This window comes from Ruegeria sp. BG9 (genome assembly GCF_056538305.1).
This window is the reverse complement of the sequence record NZ_JBQFSY010000012.1, coordinates 144910-165241: the sequence shown is the minus strand read 5'-3', so window position 1 is coordinate 165241 and position 20332 is coordinate 144910. Positions and strand designations below refer to the sequence as shown.

19 protein-coding genes are annotated in these 20332 nt (G+C 59.7%); 12 read left to right on the top strand and 7 right to left on the bottom strand.

The window, feature by feature from the left end; translation table 11 throughout:
- The coding region (locus tag ACR0I8_RS20305; protein WP_480703555.1) for a hypothetical protein at positions 1 to 185 on the bottom strand (185 nt) is incomplete at its 3' end.
- A gap of 28 nt (positions 186 to 213) precedes the next feature.
- Here ACR0I8_RS20305 and ACR0I8_RS20300 point away from each other — a divergent pair.
- Complete coding sequence (locus ACR0I8_RS20300) at positions 214 to 1761, top strand: trimethylamine methyltransferase family protein (protein WP_480703553.1); 1548 nt, start codon at positions 214 to 216, stop codon at positions 1759 to 1761.
- A 134-nt stretch (positions 1762 to 1895) separates the two neighbouring features.
- On the opposite strand, the gene ACR0I8_RS20295 is transcribed toward ACR0I8_RS20300, so the two are convergent.
- Genes ACR0I8_RS20295 through ACR0I8_RS20280 form a run of 4 tightly spaced genes read right to left on the bottom strand, consistent with a single transcriptional unit; the run spans position 1896 to position 6380 of the window.
- The gene (locus tag ACR0I8_RS20295; protein ID WP_170693052.1) at positions 1896 to 3236 is read right to left on the bottom strand and encodes an NAD(P)/FAD-dependent oxidoreductase; all 1341 of its coding nucleotides are present in this window, start codon (positions 3234 to 3236) and stop codon (positions 1896 to 1898) included.
- Positions 3233 to 4729, bottom strand: coding sequence for an aldehyde dehydrogenase (locus ACR0I8_RS20290; protein WP_170693054.1), 1497 nt, complete (start codon positions 4727 to 4729; stop codon positions 3233 to 3235). Before ACR0I8_RS20290 ends, ACR0I8_RS20295 begins: the two co-directional genes overlap by 4 nt.
- Before the next feature lie 3 nt (positions 4730 to 4732).
- A complete protein-coding gene (locus tag ACR0I8_RS20285; protein ID WP_170767994.1) occupies positions 4733 to 5662 on the bottom strand; it encodes a dihydrodipicolinate synthase family protein in 930 nt (309 codons plus the stop codon).
- 7 nt (positions 5663 to 5669) lie between these two features.
- Positions 5670 to 6380: a GntR family transcriptional regulator gene (locus tag ACR0I8_RS20280; RefSeq protein WP_170693059.1), complete on the bottom strand. Its 711-nt coding sequence runs from the start codon at positions 6378 to 6380 to the stop codon at positions 5670 to 5672.
- A 163-nt stretch (positions 6381 to 6543) separates the two neighbouring features.
- On the opposite strand from ACR0I8_RS20280, the gene ACR0I8_RS20275 reads away from it, so the two are divergent.
- Positions 6544 to 7494 (top strand): GlxA family transcriptional regulator, encoded by a 951-nt coding sequence (locus ACR0I8_RS20275; RefSeq protein ID WP_170693061.1) that lies wholly within the window; start codon positions 6544 to 6546, stop codon positions 7492 to 7494.
- Positions 7495 to 7872: 378 nt separating this feature from the next.
- Here the strand turns inward: ACR0I8_RS20275 and ACR0I8_RS20270 are convergent, their stop codons facing one another.
- Positions 7873 to 8412, bottom strand: a complete 540-nt coding sequence (locus tag ACR0I8_RS20270; RefSeq protein ID WP_170693063.1) for a ZrgA family zinc uptake protein — start codon at positions 8410 to 8412, stop codon at positions 7873 to 7875.
- Between the two features lie 237 nt (positions 8413 to 8649).
- Here ACR0I8_RS20270 and ACR0I8_RS20265 point away from each other — a divergent pair, with 237 nt between their 5' ends.
- From ACR0I8_RS20265 to speB, 10 genes are all read left to right on the top strand, one after another.
- Complete coding sequence (locus tag ACR0I8_RS20265; RefSeq protein WP_170693139.1) at positions 8650 to 9921, top strand: imelysin family protein; 1272 nt, start codon at positions 8650 to 8652, stop codon at positions 9919 to 9921.
- Between the two features lie 125 nt (positions 9922 to 10046).
- The gene (locus tag ACR0I8_RS20260) at positions 10047 to 10340 is read left to right on the top strand and encodes a (2Fe-2S)-binding protein (protein WP_170693141.1); all 294 of its coding nucleotides are present in this window, start codon (positions 10047 to 10049) and stop codon (positions 10338 to 10340) included.
- Positions 10288 to 10773: a bacterioferritin gene (bfr, locus tag ACR0I8_RS20255; RefSeq protein WP_170556457.1), complete on the top strand. Its 486-nt coding sequence runs from the start codon at positions 10288 to 10290 to the stop codon at positions 10771 to 10773. The genes ACR0I8_RS20260 and bfr overlap by 53 nt, the downstream gene beginning before the upstream one ends.
- Positions 10733 to 12280, top strand: coding sequence for a di-heme oxidoredictase family protein (locus ACR0I8_RS20250; protein WP_170693066.1), 1548 nt, complete (start codon positions 10733 to 10735; stop codon positions 12278 to 12280). Before bfr ends, ACR0I8_RS20250 begins: the two co-directional genes overlap by 41 nt.
- A 3-nt stretch (positions 12281 to 12283) precedes the next feature.
- Positions 12284 to 13294: an imelysin family protein gene (locus ACR0I8_RS20245; protein ID WP_170693068.1), complete on the top strand. Its 1011-nt coding sequence runs from the start codon at positions 12284 to 12286 to the stop codon at positions 13292 to 13294.
- Between the two features lie 3 nt (positions 13295 to 13297).
- The gene (locus tag ACR0I8_RS20240) at positions 13298 to 14383 is read left to right on the top strand and encodes a DUF1513 domain-containing protein (protein WP_170693070.1); all 1086 of its coding nucleotides are present in this window, start codon (positions 13298 to 13300) and stop codon (positions 14381 to 14383) included.
- Positions 14384 to 14484: 101 nt separating this feature from the next.
- Entirely contained in the window at positions 14485 to 16374 is a 1890-nt protein-coding gene (gene speA, locus ACR0I8_RS20235) for a biosynthetic arginine decarboxylase (RefSeq protein ID WP_170693073.1), read from the top strand.
- Positions 16375 to 16388: 14 nt separating this feature from the next.
- On the top strand, positions 16389 to 17600 hold the full coding sequence (locus ACR0I8_RS20230; protein WP_170693075.1) for a saccharopine dehydrogenase family protein: 1212 nt from the start codon (positions 16389 to 16391) through the stop codon (positions 17598 to 17600).
- 84 nt (positions 17601 to 17684) lie between these two features.
- Positions 17685 to 18854 (top strand): carboxynorspermidine decarboxylase, encoded by a 1170-nt coding sequence (gene nspC, locus ACR0I8_RS20225; RefSeq protein ID WP_170693078.1) that lies wholly within the window; start codon positions 17685 to 17687, stop codon positions 18852 to 18854.
- On the top strand, positions 18851 to 19693 hold the full coding sequence (gene speB, locus ACR0I8_RS20220) for an agmatinase (protein ID WP_170693080.1): 843 nt from the start codon (positions 18851 to 18853) through the stop codon (positions 19691 to 19693). Before nspC ends, speB begins: the two co-directional genes overlap by 4 nt.
- Here speB and ACR0I8_RS20215 read toward each other — a convergent pair.
- Positions 19690 to 20280 (bottom strand): HD domain-containing protein, encoded by a 591-nt coding sequence (locus ACR0I8_RS20215; RefSeq protein WP_170556449.1) that lies wholly within the window; start codon positions 20278 to 20280, stop codon positions 19690 to 19692. The genes speB and ACR0I8_RS20215 overlap by 4 nt on opposite strands.
- Positions 20281 to 20332: the final 52 nt, after the last annotated feature.

Here is a 20332-nt window from a genome sequence, read left to right as displayed (position 1 = left end):
CCCTCGCCAAGGCACTGTTCCGCGACAGCCAGCGTGACAAACACGCCGAGGCACCACAGGCCGCAGAATAAACCCACCAAAACACAAACAAGCCAAGCGCCGCCCAAAAGGGCGGCGCTTTTGCGTGTCGCATCCTGCAAGCACATATCGCTATCAGAGAGGTCGGCGCGCCGCGAATCCGTCATTTTGGTTTCCAAGATGGAGGATTGTCCTTTGAATATTCGAACCCAATCACGTTCCGGAGGCCGCGCAGCGCGGCGTGCAAAACGCACAGCTCCGAACTTTGAAATGCTGCCCGGCCTGACCCGCGCCATCCCCGAATGCGAGGTGATGGACGGCAGCCAGGTCGAGATGATCGACAATGCCGCCATGGACATTCTGGAAAATGTCGGCGTTCAGTTCCGCGACCCGATCGCGCTGGAAGACTGGAAAAAGGCTGGCGCCAAGGTAGACGGAGAGCTGGTCTATCTTGACCGCAACATGGTGCGCGAGCTGATCTCGACCATTCCGGCACAGTTCACCTATCACGCGCGTAACCCGGCCAATAACGTCAAGCTGGGCGGCAAGCATTCGGTCTTTGTGCCGATGACCGGCGCGCCTTTCCTGCGCGATCTGGACGATGTGCGCCGTAACCCGCTGCTGGAAGATCTGGCGATGTTCCACAAGCTCAGCCATATGATGCCCGCGCTGCACAGTTCGGCCCACCATATCGTCGAGCCTTATGATCACCCAATCAGCCAACGCCACCTGCGCATCACCTACTCGTCGATGAAATACTCGGACAAGATGTTCATGGGCATGACCACCTCGCCCAAGAATGCCGAGGACGTGATGGATATGTGCGCGATCCTGTTTGGGAATGAGTTCATCGATAGCCACCCCGTGACCACCGGCAACTGCAACGGCAACAGCCCTCTGGTCTGGGATGAGACGATGCTGGGTGCGATGCGTGCCTTCTGCCGCCGCAATCAGCCAGTCCTCTGCTCACCCTTCGTTCTGGGTGGCGCGAACACGCCTGCCTCTGTGCCTGCCACTGTGGCCCAATTGACAGCCGAGGCGCTGTCTGCGCTGGCCTATACGCAGGTGGTTCGCAAAGGGGCGCCCGCGATCTGGGGTCACTACCTGTCGACCGTGTCGATGAAATCTGGCGCGCCGATGGCGGGTACGCCCGAGATCAGCTTGATGAACTTCATGATCGGTCAGATGGCTCGCTTCTATGATGTTCCCTGGCGGACCTCGAACACGCTGGGCGGTGCCAAGACGTTTGACGCACAGGCTGGCTACGAATCTGCCACGACTCTCAGCGCGGTTCTGCATGCAGGGGCGAACTATATCTGGCACTCGGCGGGCTGGAACGAAGCCGGTATGCATTGCTCGGTCGCCAAGTTCATCGTGGATTCAGAACAATGCGCCATGGCCTATCGCATGGCAGAAGGTCCCAAGTGGGGCGACTTCGATCAGGCACTGGCCGCCGTTCCGGATGTCGGCCCGGGCGGTCACTATCTGGGCCATCCACACACGCAGGACAACTTCCAGACAGCGTTCTTCATGCCCGAGCTCTTCGACAACAACTCGATCGAGCAATGGCAGGCTGAAGGCAGCGTTGAGATCACGGAACGCGCCCTCAAACACGCCAAGAAACTGCTGGCCGAGTATCAGGAACCAAAGCTGGACGAGGCCAAGAACGAAGAGCTTCTGGACTATATCGCGCGCCGGGAACGGGAAATTCCGGCAGCAGATGAGTTGAACCAGACCTACTGATACCAACTCCCCTACTGGCCCGCCCACCATTCAGGGCGGGCCTTTTTTGCAAAACCGCTAAAGCCGCAACAGGCGAGAGAACTAGCTTGTATCAGGCCGCTCGGCGTCGTCAGGCTCGGTTGAGCCCGCCATACTCATTCATCCCGCGCGCGCCATTCTTTCCAACGCAACACGGCATTCGCCCCGATTTCCCGGAATGGCTGGGGCGGCAGGCGTTTGGGGGTGTCTTCGGCTTCGAAAAAACTTGTGATGTCGGAACTGTGGCCACAGGCCCTCTCCGCCGCTGCGATCCCGGTCAGGGTCCCGCGCGCAGTGCCCAGCCCGTTCTGAACGCAACCGGAATAAACACCCTGCTCGATCTCTCGGGCGACCGAGACGCTATTGAGGCTGAGGCACAGGTGACCGGCCCACTGATGCTCCATCCTCAGCCCCGCCAGTTGCGGGAACCGCTGATCGAACTTGCGCTGCATCACTTTGGCGGCGCGTGCCAGATCGCTCGAGGTTGCTGCCATGCCTGGCCGCAACGCCGCGCAGGTCCGGGTGACAATGCGATTGCCGCCCTGGCCGGTGTCGATCCTGCGCATGGTCGTTCCCATGGGGTCCGAGGGCGTCACGCCCCAGCGCGGCTGCCCTCCCAAAAGGGCCAGCGCATGGGCGTCCAACTCGGGCGTCATGGAGGCAAAGAGGAACAGCTGCATCAACCGGTCACGTTCGATCCCGAAGCTTTCCAGATGACCATTGACCGTCAGGATGACGTTGCCTGTGCTGACGGTGCCTTTCCCAGTCCGCACCACCCAATCGCTACCGCTTTTTTCAAATCCCAGTACGGGCGAGTTTTCGAAAATGGCAACGTCATCCCCGGCCAGCCCAGCAGCCAAACCACGAACATAGCCCGCCGGTTGCAGCATGACCGTTCCGGGCGTGAACAGGCCTGATTGATAGTGCCGTGATCCGGTGAGCTCGCGCATCTGCGCGGGGTCCAGCATCTCGCTGTTTTCGCCCAAGGTTTCCAGATGCCGCGCATAACTGACATTGTGGGCATGGCCCGTATCGCCAAACGCTCCGTTGACCTTGCCCACTTCGTCGAAAAAGTTGCGGTCGATCTGGTATTGCTCAACTGCGGACCGAGCGAATGCGATGGCCTGCCGATTGAGCGCGATCATGGTCTTGTCATCCCCCGCACCGGCATAGTCATCCGATGCCAGGTCGTGCGGCAGATCGATCATGAAGCCCGAGTTCCGCCCCGCGGCCCCTTCGGCCACGCGACCGGCCTCAAGCACGACCACACGTGCCTTGGGGTCCAACTGGGTCAGACGCCGCGCCGCCGACAAACCGGCAAAGCCGGCGCCGACGACCACGACATCAGCCGTCAGGTCTTTGTCCAACTCCACCGCGGGCGGCTGGGCGCCGAGGATGGCGCTCCAGGCCGCAGGGCCGCGATGGGTTGGCAGTTTGCGTGCTGAGTATGCGCTCAATCGACGGCCTCATCCGCATCGTCGGCCAGATCAATCCAGATGGTTTTCAACTGGGTGTACTGATCATGCGCATGGACGGAGTTATCCCGCCCGCCGAAGCCGGACTGCTTGTAGCCGCCAAAGGGCGTGGTGATATCCCCTTCGCCAAAGCTGTTCACCGTGACAGTGCCAGCCCGGATCGCCCGAGCGCCCCGGATCGCGCGTTTCGCGTTGGCCGTGAAAATCGAGGCGCAGAGGCCATACTCGGTATCATTGGCGATCTTGATGGCCTCATCAAAGCCCGAGACTTCAATCACCGACAGCACGGGGCCAAAGATCTCCTCGCGCGCCAGAGTGGCGTCATTGCCCGAGACTTCGACGACGGTGGCCTCGACAAACCCTTTTTCGGCTTTGCCGCCAATCACTACGTTCTCGGCCTGATCCAGATAGCCACATACTTTGTTATAGTGCCCTTCGCTGACCAGCGCGCCCATGCGGGTTTCCGGGTCCAGCGGGTCGCCAATGTTCCACTGTTTGGCATGATGGGCGATGCGCTCCAGCAACTCGGCCTTTACATCCTTGTGCACGATCAACCGCGACGAGGCCGAGCAGTTTTCGCCCATGTTCCAGAACGCACCATTGACGATATGCGCGGCCACGCGATCCAGGTTTTCGGCATCATCCATAACGATGGCCGGGTTCTTGCCGCCCATCTCCAGCACGACTTCTTTGGCGTTGCTTTCAGCGGAGTAGGTCAAGAACCGCTTGCCGGTCACGGTCGAGCCGGTGAACGAGACCATGTCGATATCCATATGCCGCCCGATCGGCTCACCCACAGCGGCACCGCCGCCGGGGACGATGTTCAGAACGCCACGCGGCAGGCCTGCCTCCATTGCCAGTTCGGCCAGACGCAGCGCGGTCAACGTGGTCTCGGCCGCGGGCTTCACGACGACCGAACACCCAGCTGCCAGAGCCGGTCCGATTTTCCAGGCCAGCATGAGCAGCGGGAAGTTCCACGGCAGCACCAGACCCACCACGCCAATCGGCTCACGCACGACCATGGCGATATGGTCATCGCTGGCGGGTGAGACCTGATCGTAGATCTTGTCGATCGCTTCCGCGTGCCATTTCAGACAGTGGATCGTTTCAGGCACGTCCACGGTTTCGCAGTCATAGATGGTTTTGCCGCTGTCGATGCTCTCCATCACGGCCAGTTCGCGGGCGTTGCGGGTCATCAGTTTGCAGAGCCGGATTAAAACATCCTTGCGGTCCGAGGGGTGCAGTTTCGACCACCGCCCATCATCAAAGGCTTCGCGCGCTTTTTCGACCGCGAAATCAACATCCGCAGCGCCGCAAGCGGCTATATCAGCCAGCTTCTCTCCGGTCGCGGGGTTCACCGTCTCGAATGTCTCACCCGAGATCGCCGGGCGGTACGCGCCGTCAATGAATGCTCCGGTCGGCAGAGTCAGGTCTGCGGCAATGGATTTGTATTCGTCCTGTGTCAGCAATTCCATGCCTTAGCCCCCAATCTTGTTTTCAGCTACGATATCAGCGATTGTTTTCTTCAACACGCGCGTCACCTGTTCCAGCGCGCGCTTGTCATCCTTGTTCAGCCCCTTCAGCGGAGCCCGCATTGCGCCCGCCTCAATGCCGTTCATGGTGACGCCATGTTTAATGGTCTGGATGAACTTGCCGCCCTGCTCCAGCACCCGCATCAGAGGCATCATCGCGCTCATGATCCTGCGGCCTTTGGCGAAATCACCTTCGATCACACAGGCGTTGTACAGCGCCACATGCTCTTCCGGCAGGAAGTTCGACCCACCGCACACCCAGAAGGGCGCGCCCCAGGCAAAGAACTCCAGCGCCTGATCGTCCATGCCGCATCCCAGTTGGATATGCGGGTAGTCGCGCGCCAGCAGATGTACCCGGTTGATATCGCCCGAGCTTTCCTTGATGCCACAGAAATTCCGGCTACGGCCCACACGGTCGAGGAATTCCTCGCCCATCATCGTTCCGGTACGGTGCGGATAGTTGTACAGCATCACCGGCAGGTCAGCGGCCTTGTCGATGGCCAGCGCGTTCAGCGCATTCTCACGATCGGTGGGCACCGAATAAGGCGGGCTTGCCAGCAGGATCGAGTCTGCTCCGATCTCACGCGCGCCAGAGGCCAGCGCAATCGAGTCCGGTGTCAGCATCGCTCCGGTCCCGACGACCATAGGCAGACGACCTTTCAACTGCGCATGCGTGAACTTGGCCAGTTCCAGCCGCTCTTCCACGGTCTGGGCATAGTTTTCGCCGGTCGAGCCGCCTGAGATCACCCCGTGAACACCGCTGGCGATCAGGTATTCGATCACGTCGGACAAAGCGTCCCAATTCACGCTGCCATCCTCGTGATAGGGCGTGACCACAGGGGTATAGATCCCCTCAAACTTGAAAATCGGATTCATTCCGTCCTCATGCAGGTTTCGAAAGAGGCGGGATGCCCATCGGGACATCCAGCGCATCAGGCATCACGAACAGCTCAATCTGATCGCGAGATAGGTTCCAGTGGTCCTCGGCCAGCTGCGCAGCAGCCGCCTCATCGCCCGCCTCGATGGCGGCGATGATGGCGTCGTGCTGACGGCTGGCCTCAGACAGGTTTTCGGTCAGACCCGTGTTGCGCGGTCTGTAAAAGGTCATGCCGATCCGCGCATGGTCGATCAAAAGACGGTTGAACGACGGCAAAAGATATACGTTGCCGGACATCTGCCCCGTGACATCGTGAAACCGGTTATTGGCCAGCGCGCGATCCTCGGCCGAGCCCGACTGCAGAGCCGAACAAAAGGACCGTTGGGCATCCTTCAAAGCGTCAATCTGATCTGGCAGAGCGTTGCGCGCGGCCAGCCGCAGGATGGCGCCATACACCATCGGTGCCGCCAGAAAGAAATCCCGCAGCGTGGTATGCGACATCTCAGATACGCGCGTGCTGCGGTTGGCGCGTTGATCCAGATATCCCTCACCGGCCAGTTGCCGGAACACTTCGCGCAGCGGGGTTCGCGACAGGCCGAATGCCTCGGAAAGATGCGCCTCATCGAGATCTGCGCCGGGTTGTAGCCGCAAGGTCAGAATCGAGACCTTGAGGTGTTCTGCAAGCTCAGATTTGCGCGAGCGCGCCTCGTCCTTCATCCGCCCATTCCTTTGTCGCAGCCGCTAAGCGAATCGAGATCGCCCGGCCAAGGGTGTTGTATGCGATTAAAATACAACTTGTATACAATTTATTTTCGTGCAGCATAGGCAACCTGCGAATAATGTCGAAACCACCCAGCAGCCCGGAAGCGCAAAGACCGCCATGCCCGATCCCAGCCACATCACCTTCATTCTGATCGAGGAGTTCTCGCACCTCGCGTTTTCCTGCGCGGTCGAGCCTTTGCGGATCGCGAACCTCGTCAGCGGCCAGGATCTCTACAGCTGGTCTTTTGTGTCTGAGCATGGTGAACACGCTGTCTGCTCCAACGGCTCAGTGACTTTGGTGCATGGGGGCTTCGACAACCTCCCCAAATCCGATCAGATATTTGTACTGTCCGGAATCCACATGCGGAACCACGCCTCCAAACCTCTGCTGGCTTTGTTGCGGCGTGAACGGGCAAGAGGGACTGCGATCGGAGCGCTCTGTTCGGGCGCCTGGCTTTTGGCCGAGGCCGGTTTTCTGAACGAAATGCAGGCCGCCATTCACTGGGAATACCATGACGCTTTCACCGAGGCCTTTCCCGATGTGAACCTAGTGCGCAGCGTGTTCGTCGCCGACGAAAAGCACATCACCGCCTCGGGCGGCACGGCGACAGCCGACCTTATGTTGCACTTGATCGAACGAGACCACGGGGTCGAGCTGGCCATGGATGTGGCCGATCAGATGGTTTACAACGCCGTGCGCAACGCAACGGCCAAACAGCGCGTTTCGCTGCAATCGCGAAACGGCATGCGCAACATCCATCTGGCCAAAGCGATTGAAGTCATGCGCAACAACATCGAAACGCCGGTCTCGCCCTCTGCAATTGCCGATGAACTTGGCATTTCGACACGGCAGCTCGAACGGCTTTTCGGGAAATACCTGAATACCTCGCCCAAAAAGTTTTTTATGGAGATGCGTCTGGAACGCGCGCAAAAACTGCTGTTGCAAACCGAGGCTTCTGTGACCGAGGTCGCCATGGCATGCGGATTTGAGAATCCCGGCCATTTCTCACGCGTGTTTCGCCTGAGTTTTGGCGTCACGCCTCACGCACAGCGCAACAAGATTGACTGAAATCAAGCAAACCCACCACTGGGGGAGAGCATCCTGATCTGCCCGAAACTGGGCACATCCACGCTCATCCCCCGATCCCTTCGAGAACCCCCTCATTAAAATCGGACTAGTCAACACCTCGGTAGGATAGTGTGGTGGTACCGACGAATGTTGGCACAACTATTGCCAATTCGTGTCAGATCTTGGTTTCTTTCCGACACAAACATTAATTTTGCGGAATTTGATCAGAATCCAGGTCAGAGTTGAGTGTTTTGTGCACGCATAAGCACCCATGTACCCGCTCAGGCCCCAGGTGATTCCGATCCGACTTTCGAGCTTGTCTACTTTGCTGGTCGACCCATCCTGCCGAAACCTTTTTCGATAAGCGTGGAGGCAGTGTTAGTCCGCGCCTTGCAAAGCCGAGACATCGAGAACCGGCGACTGCGAGGTCACATGGACGCGCCGCGTAACACCCTGCGACGATGCGGTGATATCGAGCGTCGAAACTTGATCAAAACGCTCAAAATACGCGAACTCAATCGTGTCCAGAGCGGCCATGTCCGAACACTGAATAACATACGCGGCCAGAAACTCTGGCGCGCCCTCCGTGTCTGCATCCGACCCCAGCCCTTCGCCCGTCAACGACACATTGGCCGACGCCGTGGCGCACCCAGCCTGTTCAGGGACGACGAAAAGGGTCAACGGCTTTGACAAGGACGAAATTGCATCCGCGACCGCGGACCGATCCGCGTCATCTGCTGCGCGATGGTCAAACCCTAGAATATCCTGGCTCGGGACCGCTAAAGACACGCTGAACTGTGTTTCCTCAAAGGCAATATCCAATGATCCCGCAGCAGCACTCTGCGCGGGCACCTGATCCCCTGCCCATGCCTGGACGGTTGCTGCACACAAACCGATCGAAGCACTCAACCACTTCATGAACTCACACCACTCGCAATAGAATCACATGGATTAGTCTAACTTTATACGAACATGGCGCAATCGCGACTGCGTGTAGCAGACCCACCAGATATGGGGATGTCGCGCTGCCGCAATAAATCCGACAATAAAACTCAGGTTGACATTGTCGACTATTTCACTCAGCTATACGCATGCAAGTGCAGCCCCTTTTGGACGCACCTGAACGAGATTTCTGACATGAAAGACCTGAACCCAATGACGAAATTCTTTGCTGCCGCCAGCACTCTGACCCTATGCGTGGCCACCGCCGCATCGGCCGGTGACGCCCCTGCAAAAGCGGACGTGCTGGACACTTACGCCGATATTGCAGAAGCCAAATATGATGACAGCCTGATCGCCGCCAAAGCGCTGCAAAACGCCGTCAACGCGCTGATCGCTGACCCTTCGGACGCCACGCTGAATGCCGCCCGCGCGGCCTGGATTGCCGCCCGCGTCCCCTATCAGCAGACCGAGGTCTACCGCTTTGGAAACGCCATCGTCGATGATTGGGAAGGCAAAGTAAATGCGTGGCCGCTGGACGAAGGCCTGATCGACTATGTCGACGCCTCCTACGGCGGCGCCACTGACGAGAACGAATTCGCCGTTCTCAATGTCATCGCAAATCCGAACTTCGAGCTTTCGGGAACCGCGATTGACGCGAACGAGATCACCCCCGAATTGCTGGCAGATACCCTGCACGAAGCCGACGGGATCGAGGCCAACGTCGCCACCGGCTACCACGCCATTGAATTCCTGCTGTGGGGTCAGGACCTGAACGGTCACGGCGCAGGCGCAGGCAACCGCCCGGCCACCGACTATGCCACAGGCGACGACTGCACCAACGGCAACTGCGACCGTCGTGCGCAATACCTGAGCGCCGTAACCGACCTTCTGGTCAGCGATCTGGAATGGATGACCACACAATGGGCCGAAGGTGGCGATGCACGCGCCGCCCTGACCGAGAACGAATCCGCAGGCATCAGTGCCATTCTGACCGGCATGGGTTCGCTGTCCTACGGGGAACAGGCTGGTGAGCGTATGCGCCTGGGCCTGATGCTGAACGACCCTGAGGAAGAGCATGATTGCTTTGCCGACAACACTCACAACAGCCACTACTATGATGGCCTTGGCATTCAGAACGTCTATCTGGGCAGCTACACCCGCATCGACGGCACCCCGATCTCCGGCGCGTCTCTGTCGGATCTGGTGATCGCCGCTGACCCGTCGCTGGATACTGAGATGAAAGTCAAGCTGTCGACCACGATGCAAGCTCTGGGCCGGATCAAATCGACAGCCGAGGCCGGTTTCGCCTATGACCAGATGCTGGAGCGCGGCAATGCCGGTGGCGAGGCCCTGATCATGGGCGGCGTCAACGGTCTGGTCGATCAGACCAAGACCATCGAGCGTATCGTATCGACCCTCGACCTCGACGGGATCGAGTTCGAAGGATCGGACAGCCTGGACAACCCTGACGCGGTTTTCCACTAAACACATAAAAGGGCCGGATGCGTCGGCAAAACGGCGCCTCCGGCAACCCGGCCACCGCAAGGTGACTGGACTTGCAGGAATTACCTTACTAAATGAGTAAGAAACAAAACGAGCCTCGATTCGCCATGATCGTCTGCCACTGCACAAACATCTCCGACCACGAAATCCGGGCCGCTATCGACTGGATGCGGACCTCTGACCCGCAAGCGATCATAACCCCAGGCAAGATCTACCACGCGCTCGGGAAATCTGCCGACTGTGGCGGGTGCATGCCGCTTTTTCTAGACACGATGCGAACCGACGATAATCTGGAAGTCCCCATGCAGCTGCGTGCGTTACGCACCGGCCTATCACAGGAGAAGGCAGATGAAGGGCGATCCCAAGGTCATAGAGTATCTAAACAAATCCCTGCGGCATGAGCTGACAGCCGTCAGCCAGTATTGGCTGCACTACCGGCTTCAGGAAGACTGGGGCCTGGCCCATATGGCCAAGAAAAGCCGCGAAGAAAGCATCGAAGAGATGGGCCACGCGGACAAGCTGATCGAACGGATCATCTTTCTAGAAGGCCACCCGAACCTGCAAAAGCTCGACCCTCTGCGGATCGGGCAGAACCCCAAGGAAACGCTGGAATGCGATCTGGCCGCCGAACACGACGCCCGCACACTGTATGTCGAAGCGCGGGAATATTGCCGCGAGGCGGGCGACTACGTCTCTATGTCGCTGTTTGAGGAACTGATCAGCGATGAAGAAGGTCATATCGACTTCCTCGAGACGCAACTCGATCTGTACGAACGGATTGGCGACGCCAATTATGCGCAACTCAACGCCGCGAAAATGGACGCCGAAGAATAGTATTCTCGCCCTCTTGGTGGTCGCAACTGCGGCCACCCCTTCCCTGTCAGCCGAGCTGCAGGACCTTCACCTCAACTTCACCCCACGTACCGAAGACGAACGCGCCCGCATTGCCGGTGTCACTGCACCGCCGCAGGATTTTAGCGCGCCGCAAAGGTTCGAAGAGTTGCCTGCCGGGGCCGCAACCGTGCGTGTGCGCAACAACGCGGATGCGTTTTCGCAACCGTCCAAGAACCTGAGCTTTGAACAAGAGCTGGACTTCAAGGTCGGCAACGGATTGTTCAAGAAAATCTGGGTCTCGTCGCCCTCTTCGACTCTCGCGTCTGATGGCCTTGGGCCGCTGTACAACGCGCGTTCATGCCAGCGCTGTCACATCAAGGATGGGCGCGGGCATACGCCGAACGGGCCGGATGACAACGCCATCTCGATGTTCCTGCGCGTGTCCATTCCCGGCAGCCCTCAGGACGCGCCGGAAGGGATCGAAGACTATCTCGCTACCCTGCCCGAGCCTAATTATGGCGGCCAGATGCAGGATTTCGCGCTGGCCGGGCATCCTGCAGAATACCGTTTAGAGGTTACCTACGAAGAGATCCCGGTTGCGCTGTCAGAGGGCGAAACCGCCTCGCTCCGCCGTCCCACCTACACGGCTGCCGATCTGGGATACGGCCCGTTGCACCCCGACGCCATGCTTAGCCCGCGCGTTGCGCCGCAGATGATCGGCCTCGGTCTGCTTGAGGCGATCCCGGTCGAAGACCTGCTGGCCAATGCCGACCCCGATGATGCGGACGGCGATGGCATCTCGGGCCGCGCGAACATTGTCTGGTCGACCGAGTTTGACGCCCCGATGATGGGCCGCTTTGGCCACAAAGCCGGTATGCCCACGGTCATGGAGCAATCGGCTGCGGCGTTTGCAGGGGATATCGGTATCTCGACCCCGCTGTTTCCGGCCCCTTACGGAGATTGCACCGATGCGCAGCGCAATTGCGTGAAGGCCCCCCACGGCGACGGCGATGTGCGCGTCTTTGAGGTTGATCAGGTCGGTATGGACCTCGTGGCCTTTTACAGCCGCAATCTGGGCGTCCCGGGTCGCCGGGATGTGGATAACCCGCAAGTGCTGCGCGGGAAAGAGGTGTTCCACACCACAGGCTGCGCCGCCTGTCACACGCCAGCCCATGTCACCCACCGCTTGGAGGACCGGCCCGAGCACAGTTTTCAGCTGATCTGGCCCTATACCGACCTGCTGCTGCATGACATGGGCGAAGGCTTGGCTGACAACCGCCCCGAAGCCCGCGCCTCAGGCCGCGAATGGCGCACGCCACCCCTTTGGGGGATTGGCCTGACCCACCGTGTGTCCGGCCATACCAAATTCCTGCATGACGGGCGCGCCCGCACCCTGCTGGAGGCTGTGCTCTGGCACGGGGGCGAGGCGCAATCCGCCCTTGACACTGTCGTGACCATGCCCAAAGCCGACCGCGACGCCCTTATCCGTTTTCTTGAAAGTCTTTGACTCATGCGCCTGTTTGCTTTTGCCATTGCCCTAGTCGCCCCTCTGGCCGTCTCAGCCCAAGATCGTGCCGCGATCCTGACGGATGTGCCTGCCGCGCATATATTGCCGCGCTTTGCTGAATTGGCAGACGCGACCAAGGCTTTGGCCGCATCGTCCCAATCCGATTGCGCTCCGCAGTCAGAGGCTCTGCGTACTGCCTATGGCACCGCCTTTGACGCGTGGATATCCGCCAGCCATCTACGCTTTGGCCCCACCGAGGCCAACGACCGCGCCTTCGCCATGGCTTTTTGGCCAGATACGAAAGGGTTCACGCCCAAGGCCCTGTTAAAGCATATCGCTGCCGAAGACCCTGCGGTAAATGACACGGCCGCATATGCCGAAACCTCGGTCGCTGGGCGCGGTTTTTTTGCGCTTGAACAGATGCTGTACGATCCCAAATTTGCCGATCAGGGCAGTGCCGAATACCGATGTGCGCTGATCCGGGCCATCACGGCGGATATCGACGCCAATGCCGATGCGATGGCGGAAGAATGGCTAAGCTATGCGGTGAAGCTGGAACAGCCGGGGGGCGACAGCCCGTACCGCACGCAGGATGAGGCGATGCAGGAGCTGTTCAAAGCGCTCTCGACCGGGCTGCAATTCACCGCCGAGACTCGATTGGGCCGCCCTCTTGGTACATTCGACCGCCCCCGCCCCAACAGGGCCGAAGCCCGCCGCTCGGAACGCGCCTTGCGTCATGTCGAGCTGTCCTTGATTGCGCTGCAGGACCTTGCAGCGCGGCTGTCCGCCGACCATCCCGAGATCGCGCAGAATCTGGACGTGGCCTTCAACCGCGCAATCAAAAGCGCCCGGTCCATCGACGACCCAGCCTTCGCCGGTGTGGCCGATCCCGCAGGGCGTTTCAGGGTCGAAGCGCTACAACAGGCGGTGAATGACATCCGCACCATCGCCACGACCGAGCTTGGCCCAACCCTCGGCATCAGCGCCGGGTTCAACTCTCTCGACGGGGATTGAACCATGACCAACCGCCGCCACTTCCTGGCCGGTCTTGCGGCTGCAAGCCTTGCGCCCGCAACGGGGTGGGCCTCGGTCGGAGCACCCGCCTTTCTGGCCGCCGGGCTGTTCCCGGATGGCGCGTTCCGTCTGGCCGGTTTGGATGAGGGCGGAGACATCCTGTTCTCGCTGCCCCTGCCCGCAAGGGGCCACGCTGCCGCCGCACACCCCCACAAGGCGCAGGCCGTGGCCTTTGCCCGCCGTCCCGGCAGGTTTGCTCTGGTCATCGACTGCGCGACCGGGCGAGAGCTTACCCGGCTACAGGCCCCCGAAGGGCGGCATTTCTACGGTCACGGCACGTTCACAGCAGACGGCACCCGGTTCTTTGCCACCGAAAACGACTACGAGGCTGGCGAAGGCCGTATCAGCCTATGGGACGCCACCAGCTTTGAACGTCTGGGAGAGTTTTCCTCGGGCGGCATCGGTCCGCATGACATGCGCCTGATGCCGGATGGTCAAAGCCTTGTGATCGCCAATGGAGGAATCGAAACCCACCCTGAGACCGGGCGGACGAAACTGAACCTACCCGTCATGCAGCCAAACCTGACCTATCTGGACCTGTCCGGTCGACTGCTTGAACGGGTCGAGCTGCCAAACGCCCTGCACAAGAACTCCATCCGCCACCTCAGCGTGCGCAACGACGGGCTGGTGGGGTTCGCGATGCAGTGGCAGGGCAGCCAGACCAAGCACCCGCCATTGTTGGGCCTGCACCGTCGGGGCGCGCCGCCGCAACTTCTGTCCGCACCAGAAGACCTCCAAAACACCTTGCAAGGATACGCTGGCAGCATCGCCTTCTCGGCCAGTGGCGCCGAGGTCGCCATAACCTGCCCACGGGGAAACGCACTGCATCTTTTCGACGTAGCAGGTCGCAGCTTCACGAATGCCTTCGCGCTAGAGGATGTCTGCGGTCTGGGCGCAGGTCCGGACGGGTTGGTCTTTACCACCGGCACAGGCACGTTTGGCGCTGTAGACGGGCTCCGCACGCGGGTTCTGGCCCGCCCCGATTGCCAATGGGACAACCACCTGATCCCGATCCGCTCGCACGCGTAACGTTCGGCAATCCCTGTCACATAGTTTACACTTGGACGAATCAAAATGCTGCCGTATTGGCGGGCGCGAAACAGGCACCTCTGAGTTAAGGACTGACTTGATTGAAACACACGCCCGACGCACCGCATACCATCTACGGGGTTGAGAAATGGGGCAAAGGCCTCATCGAGGTGACGGAGCAGGGCGAGATCGGTCTGCGCAATCCGATGTCTCCGGATACAGCGGCAATCAGCCTGCCCGGTATACTCAGCGATCTGGATGACCGTGGGATCAAGGCACCGATGTTGCTGCGCGTCAGTTCGTATCTGGAACATGAGATCGCGCATCTGAACGAAAGCTTTGCCGACGCCATCGCGCGGGTGGGCTACAAAGGCCCCTATCGTGGCGTGTTTCCGATCAAGGTGAACCAGCAGGCGCAGGTGGTGGACCGCATCGTCGAGTTCGGTAAGAAATACAACTATGGCCTCGAGGCCGGATCAAAGCCCGAACTGGTCGTGGCTCTTGCGCATCGTCTGGCGCCTGAGGCGCTGATCGTCTGCAATGGCGTCAAGGATGCCGAGTTCATCCAATTGGCGATCCTGTCCCGCAAGATCGGGTTCAATACCGTCATCGTTCTGGAAAGCCCGAAAGAGGCGGACACGGTGATCGAGGTCTACAAGGAACTCGGCATCGAACCTCTGATCGGCGTGCGCGTGAAACTGACCAACCAGATCAGCGGCAAGTGGGAAGAAAGCTCGGGCGACCGCTCGGCCTTTGGCATGAACACCGATCAGCTTGTCGCCACTGTGGACAAACTGCGCGAGGCGGGTCTGTTGCACTGCCTCAAGCTGCAGCACTCGCATCTGGGCAGCCAGGTGCAGGACGTGAACGACGTCCGCCGCGCCGTGGGTGAGGCCTGTCGCTACTACACTGAACTCACGCGCGAAGGCGTTCCGCTGACCCACCTGGACCTCGGCGGCGGCATGGGTGTGGACTATACGGGCGAGAAGAAGGCCGCTGAGAACTCGATCAACTACACAGTCGAGGAATATTGCAGCAACGTGGTTGAAACCGTGGCCTATGCCATGGACGAGGCCGAGATTGCGCACCCGACATTGGTCACCGAAAGTGGCCGCGCTGTAGTGGCGACCTCATCCATGTTGGTGTTCAACGTGCTGGAAACCACGCTCTACGATGCGCCCACCGCACCGGATGTGGAGCCTGATGACAACCATCTGGTCTCGGACCTTGCCGCGATCAATGGCTATCTCAGCAAAGACCGTCTGCAGGAATGCTGGAACGACGCGACTTTCTACCGCAATGAGCTGCGCGCCCTGTTCCGCCGTGGTTACGTAGACCTGCGCCAGATGGCCCGGGCTGAGCGTATCTATCTGTCGCTGATGGCCCGCCTCAAGGCGTTGGCGGCCAGCGACGATCTGGAAACGGATGTGGACGACCAGCTTGAGAAAGTGGCCGATATCTACCACTGCAACTTCTCGCTGTTCCAATCCCTGCCCGATGTCTGGGCCATTGACCAACTGCACCCGATCGTGCCTCTGCAGGGATTGAATACAACGCCTGACCGACGCGCCGTGCTGTCTGACATAACCTGCGACAGCGACGGCAAGATCGATCAGTTCATTTTGGCCGACGGTGTCTCACCCAGCCTGCCGGTACATTCTTTGCCGGATGAAGGCGAGTACTTCATGGGCGTCTTCTTCGTCGGCGCCTATCAGGAAACACTCGGCGACTTGCACAACCTATTCGGAGACACAAATGTCGTCACCATCGACCTGCGGGCAGATGGCGGGTTCGACTTGCTGCACGAACAAGAGGGCGACACGATCAGCCAGGTCCTGTCTTACGTCGAATTCGACCCACAAGACTGCGTCGCCGCCTTCCGCAAAATGGTGGACGAGGCGATCTCGACCGGTACTCTGCAAGCCAAGGACCGCAAAACCCTGATGAGCGCCTATCGCGACTCCATAAACGGCTACACCTACTACGAATAAGAAGGAGACACACCATGGGCAAAACACTGGTTGTCGGCGCAGGCGGCGTATCCCACGCAGCCGTGCATAAGATGGCGATGAACTCGGACATTTTTACCGAGATCACACTGGCCAGCCGCACGAAGTCAAAATGCGATGCCATCGCAGCAGCCGTTAAAGACCGCGTTGGAGTCGAGGTCAAGACCGCCGAACTGGACGCCTACAAGGTCGAAGACACGGTCAAGCTGATAAAGGAAACCGGGGCCGAGATTCTGGTAAACCTCGCCCTGCCCTATCAGGATCTGGTTTTGATGGACGCGTGCCTTGAGGCCGGCATCCACTACCTCGACACCGCGAACTATGAACCCGAAGACGAGGCCAAGTTCGAATACCACTGGCAATGGGCCTATCAAGAGCGCTTCAAAGCGGCCGGCCTGACCGCCATCCTCGGCTCGGGCTTCGATCCGGGTGTAACCAGCGTGTTTGCCAAATGGCTCAAAAAACATAAGCTGGACACAATCCGCCAGATCGACGTACTGGACGCTAATGGCGGCAGCAACGATCAGGAATTCGCAACCAACTTCAACCCAGAGATTAACCTGCGCGAAGTGCTGGCCGAGGTCCGCCACTGGGAAAGTGGGGAGTGGAAACACTCCCCTGCCATGACCCACAAGGTCGAGTTCGACTTCCCCGCCATTGGCCCCAAGAACATGTACCTGATGTATCACGAGGAACTGGAGTCGCTCAGCACCCACTTCCCCGAGATCGAGCGCGCCCGCTTCTGGATGACCTTCGGTGACGCGTACATCATGCACGCCAAGGTGCTGGAAAACGTGGGCATGACCCGCATCGATCCGGTGATGCATGACGGTAAGGAAATCATCCCGATCCAGTTCCTGAAAACCCTGCTGCCTGACCCCGGCGATCTGGGCGCGGAAACCAAGGGCAAAGCCTGCATCGGCGACATCGCCACGGGTCAGGCCAAGGACGGCTCGGGCGAAAAGACCTACTACATCTACAACATCTGCGACCACGAGGAATGCTACGCCGAGGTCGGTTCTCAGGCCGTCAGCTACACCACCGGCGTCCCAGCAATGATCGGTGCGGCTCAGGTTCTGAAAGGCAACTGGCGCGAGCCGGGCGTGTGGAACATGGAACAGCTCGACCCGGACGACTTCATGGACATGCTGAACACCCAAGGCCTCCCATGGCAGGTGCACGAACTCGACGGCCCCATCGAGTTCTAGATCCGGAACTTCATCTGGCCAAAAATATCCCGGGGGGTCCGGGGGGCTGGCCCCCCGGCCTCTCCACAATCGGAGACGCCTGACATGTCCGACATGATGACAACCCAAGCCGGTGACGCCGGTGCCTTCCGCAACTTCGACCTCAGCCGCGTCCCCACACCCTGCTTCGTGGTCGACGAAAAAGCGGTTGAGCGGAACCTGACCGTCCTCTCCGAAATCGGCACCCGCTCTGGCGCACATGTCCTTAGCGCGCTCAAGGCGTTTTCTATGTTCTCGCTGGCCCCGCTGGTGCGCGAACACCTCGGCGGCACCTGCGCCTCCGGCATTTTTGAGGCCCGGCTGGGCCGCGAGGAATACGGTGGCGAAGTCGCAACCTTCTGCGCCGGGTACAAGGATGCGGATATCGATGAGATCCTGTCGCTGTCCGACCACATCATCTTCAACTCGCCCGCTCAAAAAGACCGTTTCCTCGCCAAAGCCCAAGCGGCCAATGTGCAGATCGGCCTGCGCATCAATCCGGAACACTCCGAAGGAGAGATTCCCAAGTACGATCCCTGCGCCCCCTGTTCGCGCCTCGGGACACCCGTAAGCCAACTGTCCGAAGACACTCTGATCGGAGTAGACGGCCTGCACATGCACACGCTCTGCGAACAGGGATTCGAACCCCTGCAACGCACATGGGCTGCTGTTGAGCCGAAACTCAAACTTTTCCTCGGTCAGCTCAAATGGCTGAACTTCGGAGGCGGCCACCACATCACGCGCGATGACTATGACCGTGACGGGCTGGTGGAATTCATCAAGTCCATCCGCGCGAAATACAATGTCGACCTCTACCTCGAACCCGGGGAGGCCGTCGCGCTGGACGCGGGTATTCTGGTCGGAGAAATCCTCGACCTGCCCACCAATGGTATGACCCTTGCGATCACCGATATCTCGGCCACCTGCCACATGCCCGACGTGATCGAGGCCCCCTATCGCCCCGCCCTGATGGACGAGGCCGAGGCGGGCCACACCTATCGCCTCGGCGGACCCTCCTGCCTGGCAGGCGACGTGATTGGCGACTACACGTGGGATCAGCCGCTGGAGGTCGGGCAACGCTTTGCCTTCCTCGATCAGGCACATTACTCGATGGTCAAGACAAATACCTTCAACGGTGTTCCCCTGCCGACCATCGCCCTGTGGAACAGCGAAACGGACGAGCTGAAGATCATCAAACAGTTCGGTTATCACGACTTTAAGGACCGCCTCTCATGAGCATTTTCCTCGACAGTGAACTGACCGCCGCTGAGCGATCTGAAGACGCGCGCTTTCGCGTGATCCCGGTTCCGCTGGAATGCACGGTTTCTTACGGCTCTGGCACCGCCAAAGGCCCCGAAGCCATAATCGAGGCCAGCAATGAGCTGGAGCGCATCACCGGCCATGCAGAACCCTGCGTCGAGGGAATCTATACCGAAGCCCCGCTGGATTGTGACGGCCCCTTGCCCGAGGTGATGGAACGCCTCGCCCAACGGACCGAAGCCGCCATTCGTGCGGGCAAGGTGCCCGTGACCCTAGGTGGAGAGCATTCCCTCAGCTACGGCGCGGTGATGGGCGTGGCGCGGGCGCTGAACCAGCCTGTTGGGATCGTGCAGATCGACGCCCATGCCGATTTGCGCAACGCGTATCAGGGCGAGAAACACTCCCACGCCTCGGTCATGCACCTGCTGACCGAAGAGGGCGTCCGTCTGGCGCAATTCGGCGTGCGTGCATTCTCAACCGAAGAGGCCCAAAGCCGTCTGAAAAACCATGTCTTCCACTTCGACGCCGAGGAACTGGTCACCGACAACATCCACGCCGTCGACCTGCCCGAAGACTTCCCGGAGCTGGTCTATGTCAGCTTTGACGTGGACGGTCTGGACCCGTCCCAAATGCCCGCTACTGGAACACCCGTACCAGGCGGTTTAGGATACTATCAGGCGCTGCGGCTGGTCGAACACGCCCTCAAAGGCCGGAAATGCGTGGGCTTCGACGTTGTCGAACTGGCCCCCAACGGCAATGCCGCCTGGGATTTCACTGCAGCTCAGATCGTCTATCGCCTGATGGCGGCCTGTTAACTCTCTGAGGTTTCGTTCAGCTCCATGTGCCCTTCGCCCTTGTTCAACACGCGGCGCAGCATGGGCTCGAAAAACTCCAGCGGTTTGGTCGGGTAGTTCGGGTCGAACGCCTTCTGATCGTATTCATGGCAGAAATAGCGGCAATCCTCCCAATAGGGGCTGTCCCGATACTTGTCGCGCGCGTTGCGGTCTCCGCCAAGATGGTGGTTGTAGTAATAGCCCTGAAACACGCAGTGATGCTTGAGAATCCAATGGGTTTTCTCGCTGACATAGGGCTTCATCATCGCCGCTGACAGCTCACCATGGTTGTAGGGGGACAGGATATCGCCGGTGTCATGGATCAGCGCGGCGACCACAAGTTCCTCATCCGCGCCATCCTCATAGGCTCGCGTAGCGGCCTGCAGAGAGTGTTGGTAGCGATTCACCGGATACGGCGTCCATTCCTCATCCAAGGAACGGATCGCATCCAGAATCCGGTCTGGCAGCGCGGCATTATAGGCCTCTTCATAGTCCATAACGGCGTCCCAGTCGGCCTTTGTGGCCTCTTCAAAACTGGTCCAGGTCGGCTTGTGGCTTTTGTCCAGCATAGCATTTCCTTTTTCCTAATCGGGAACAGGATATCTCGACTTCCGTGCTGAA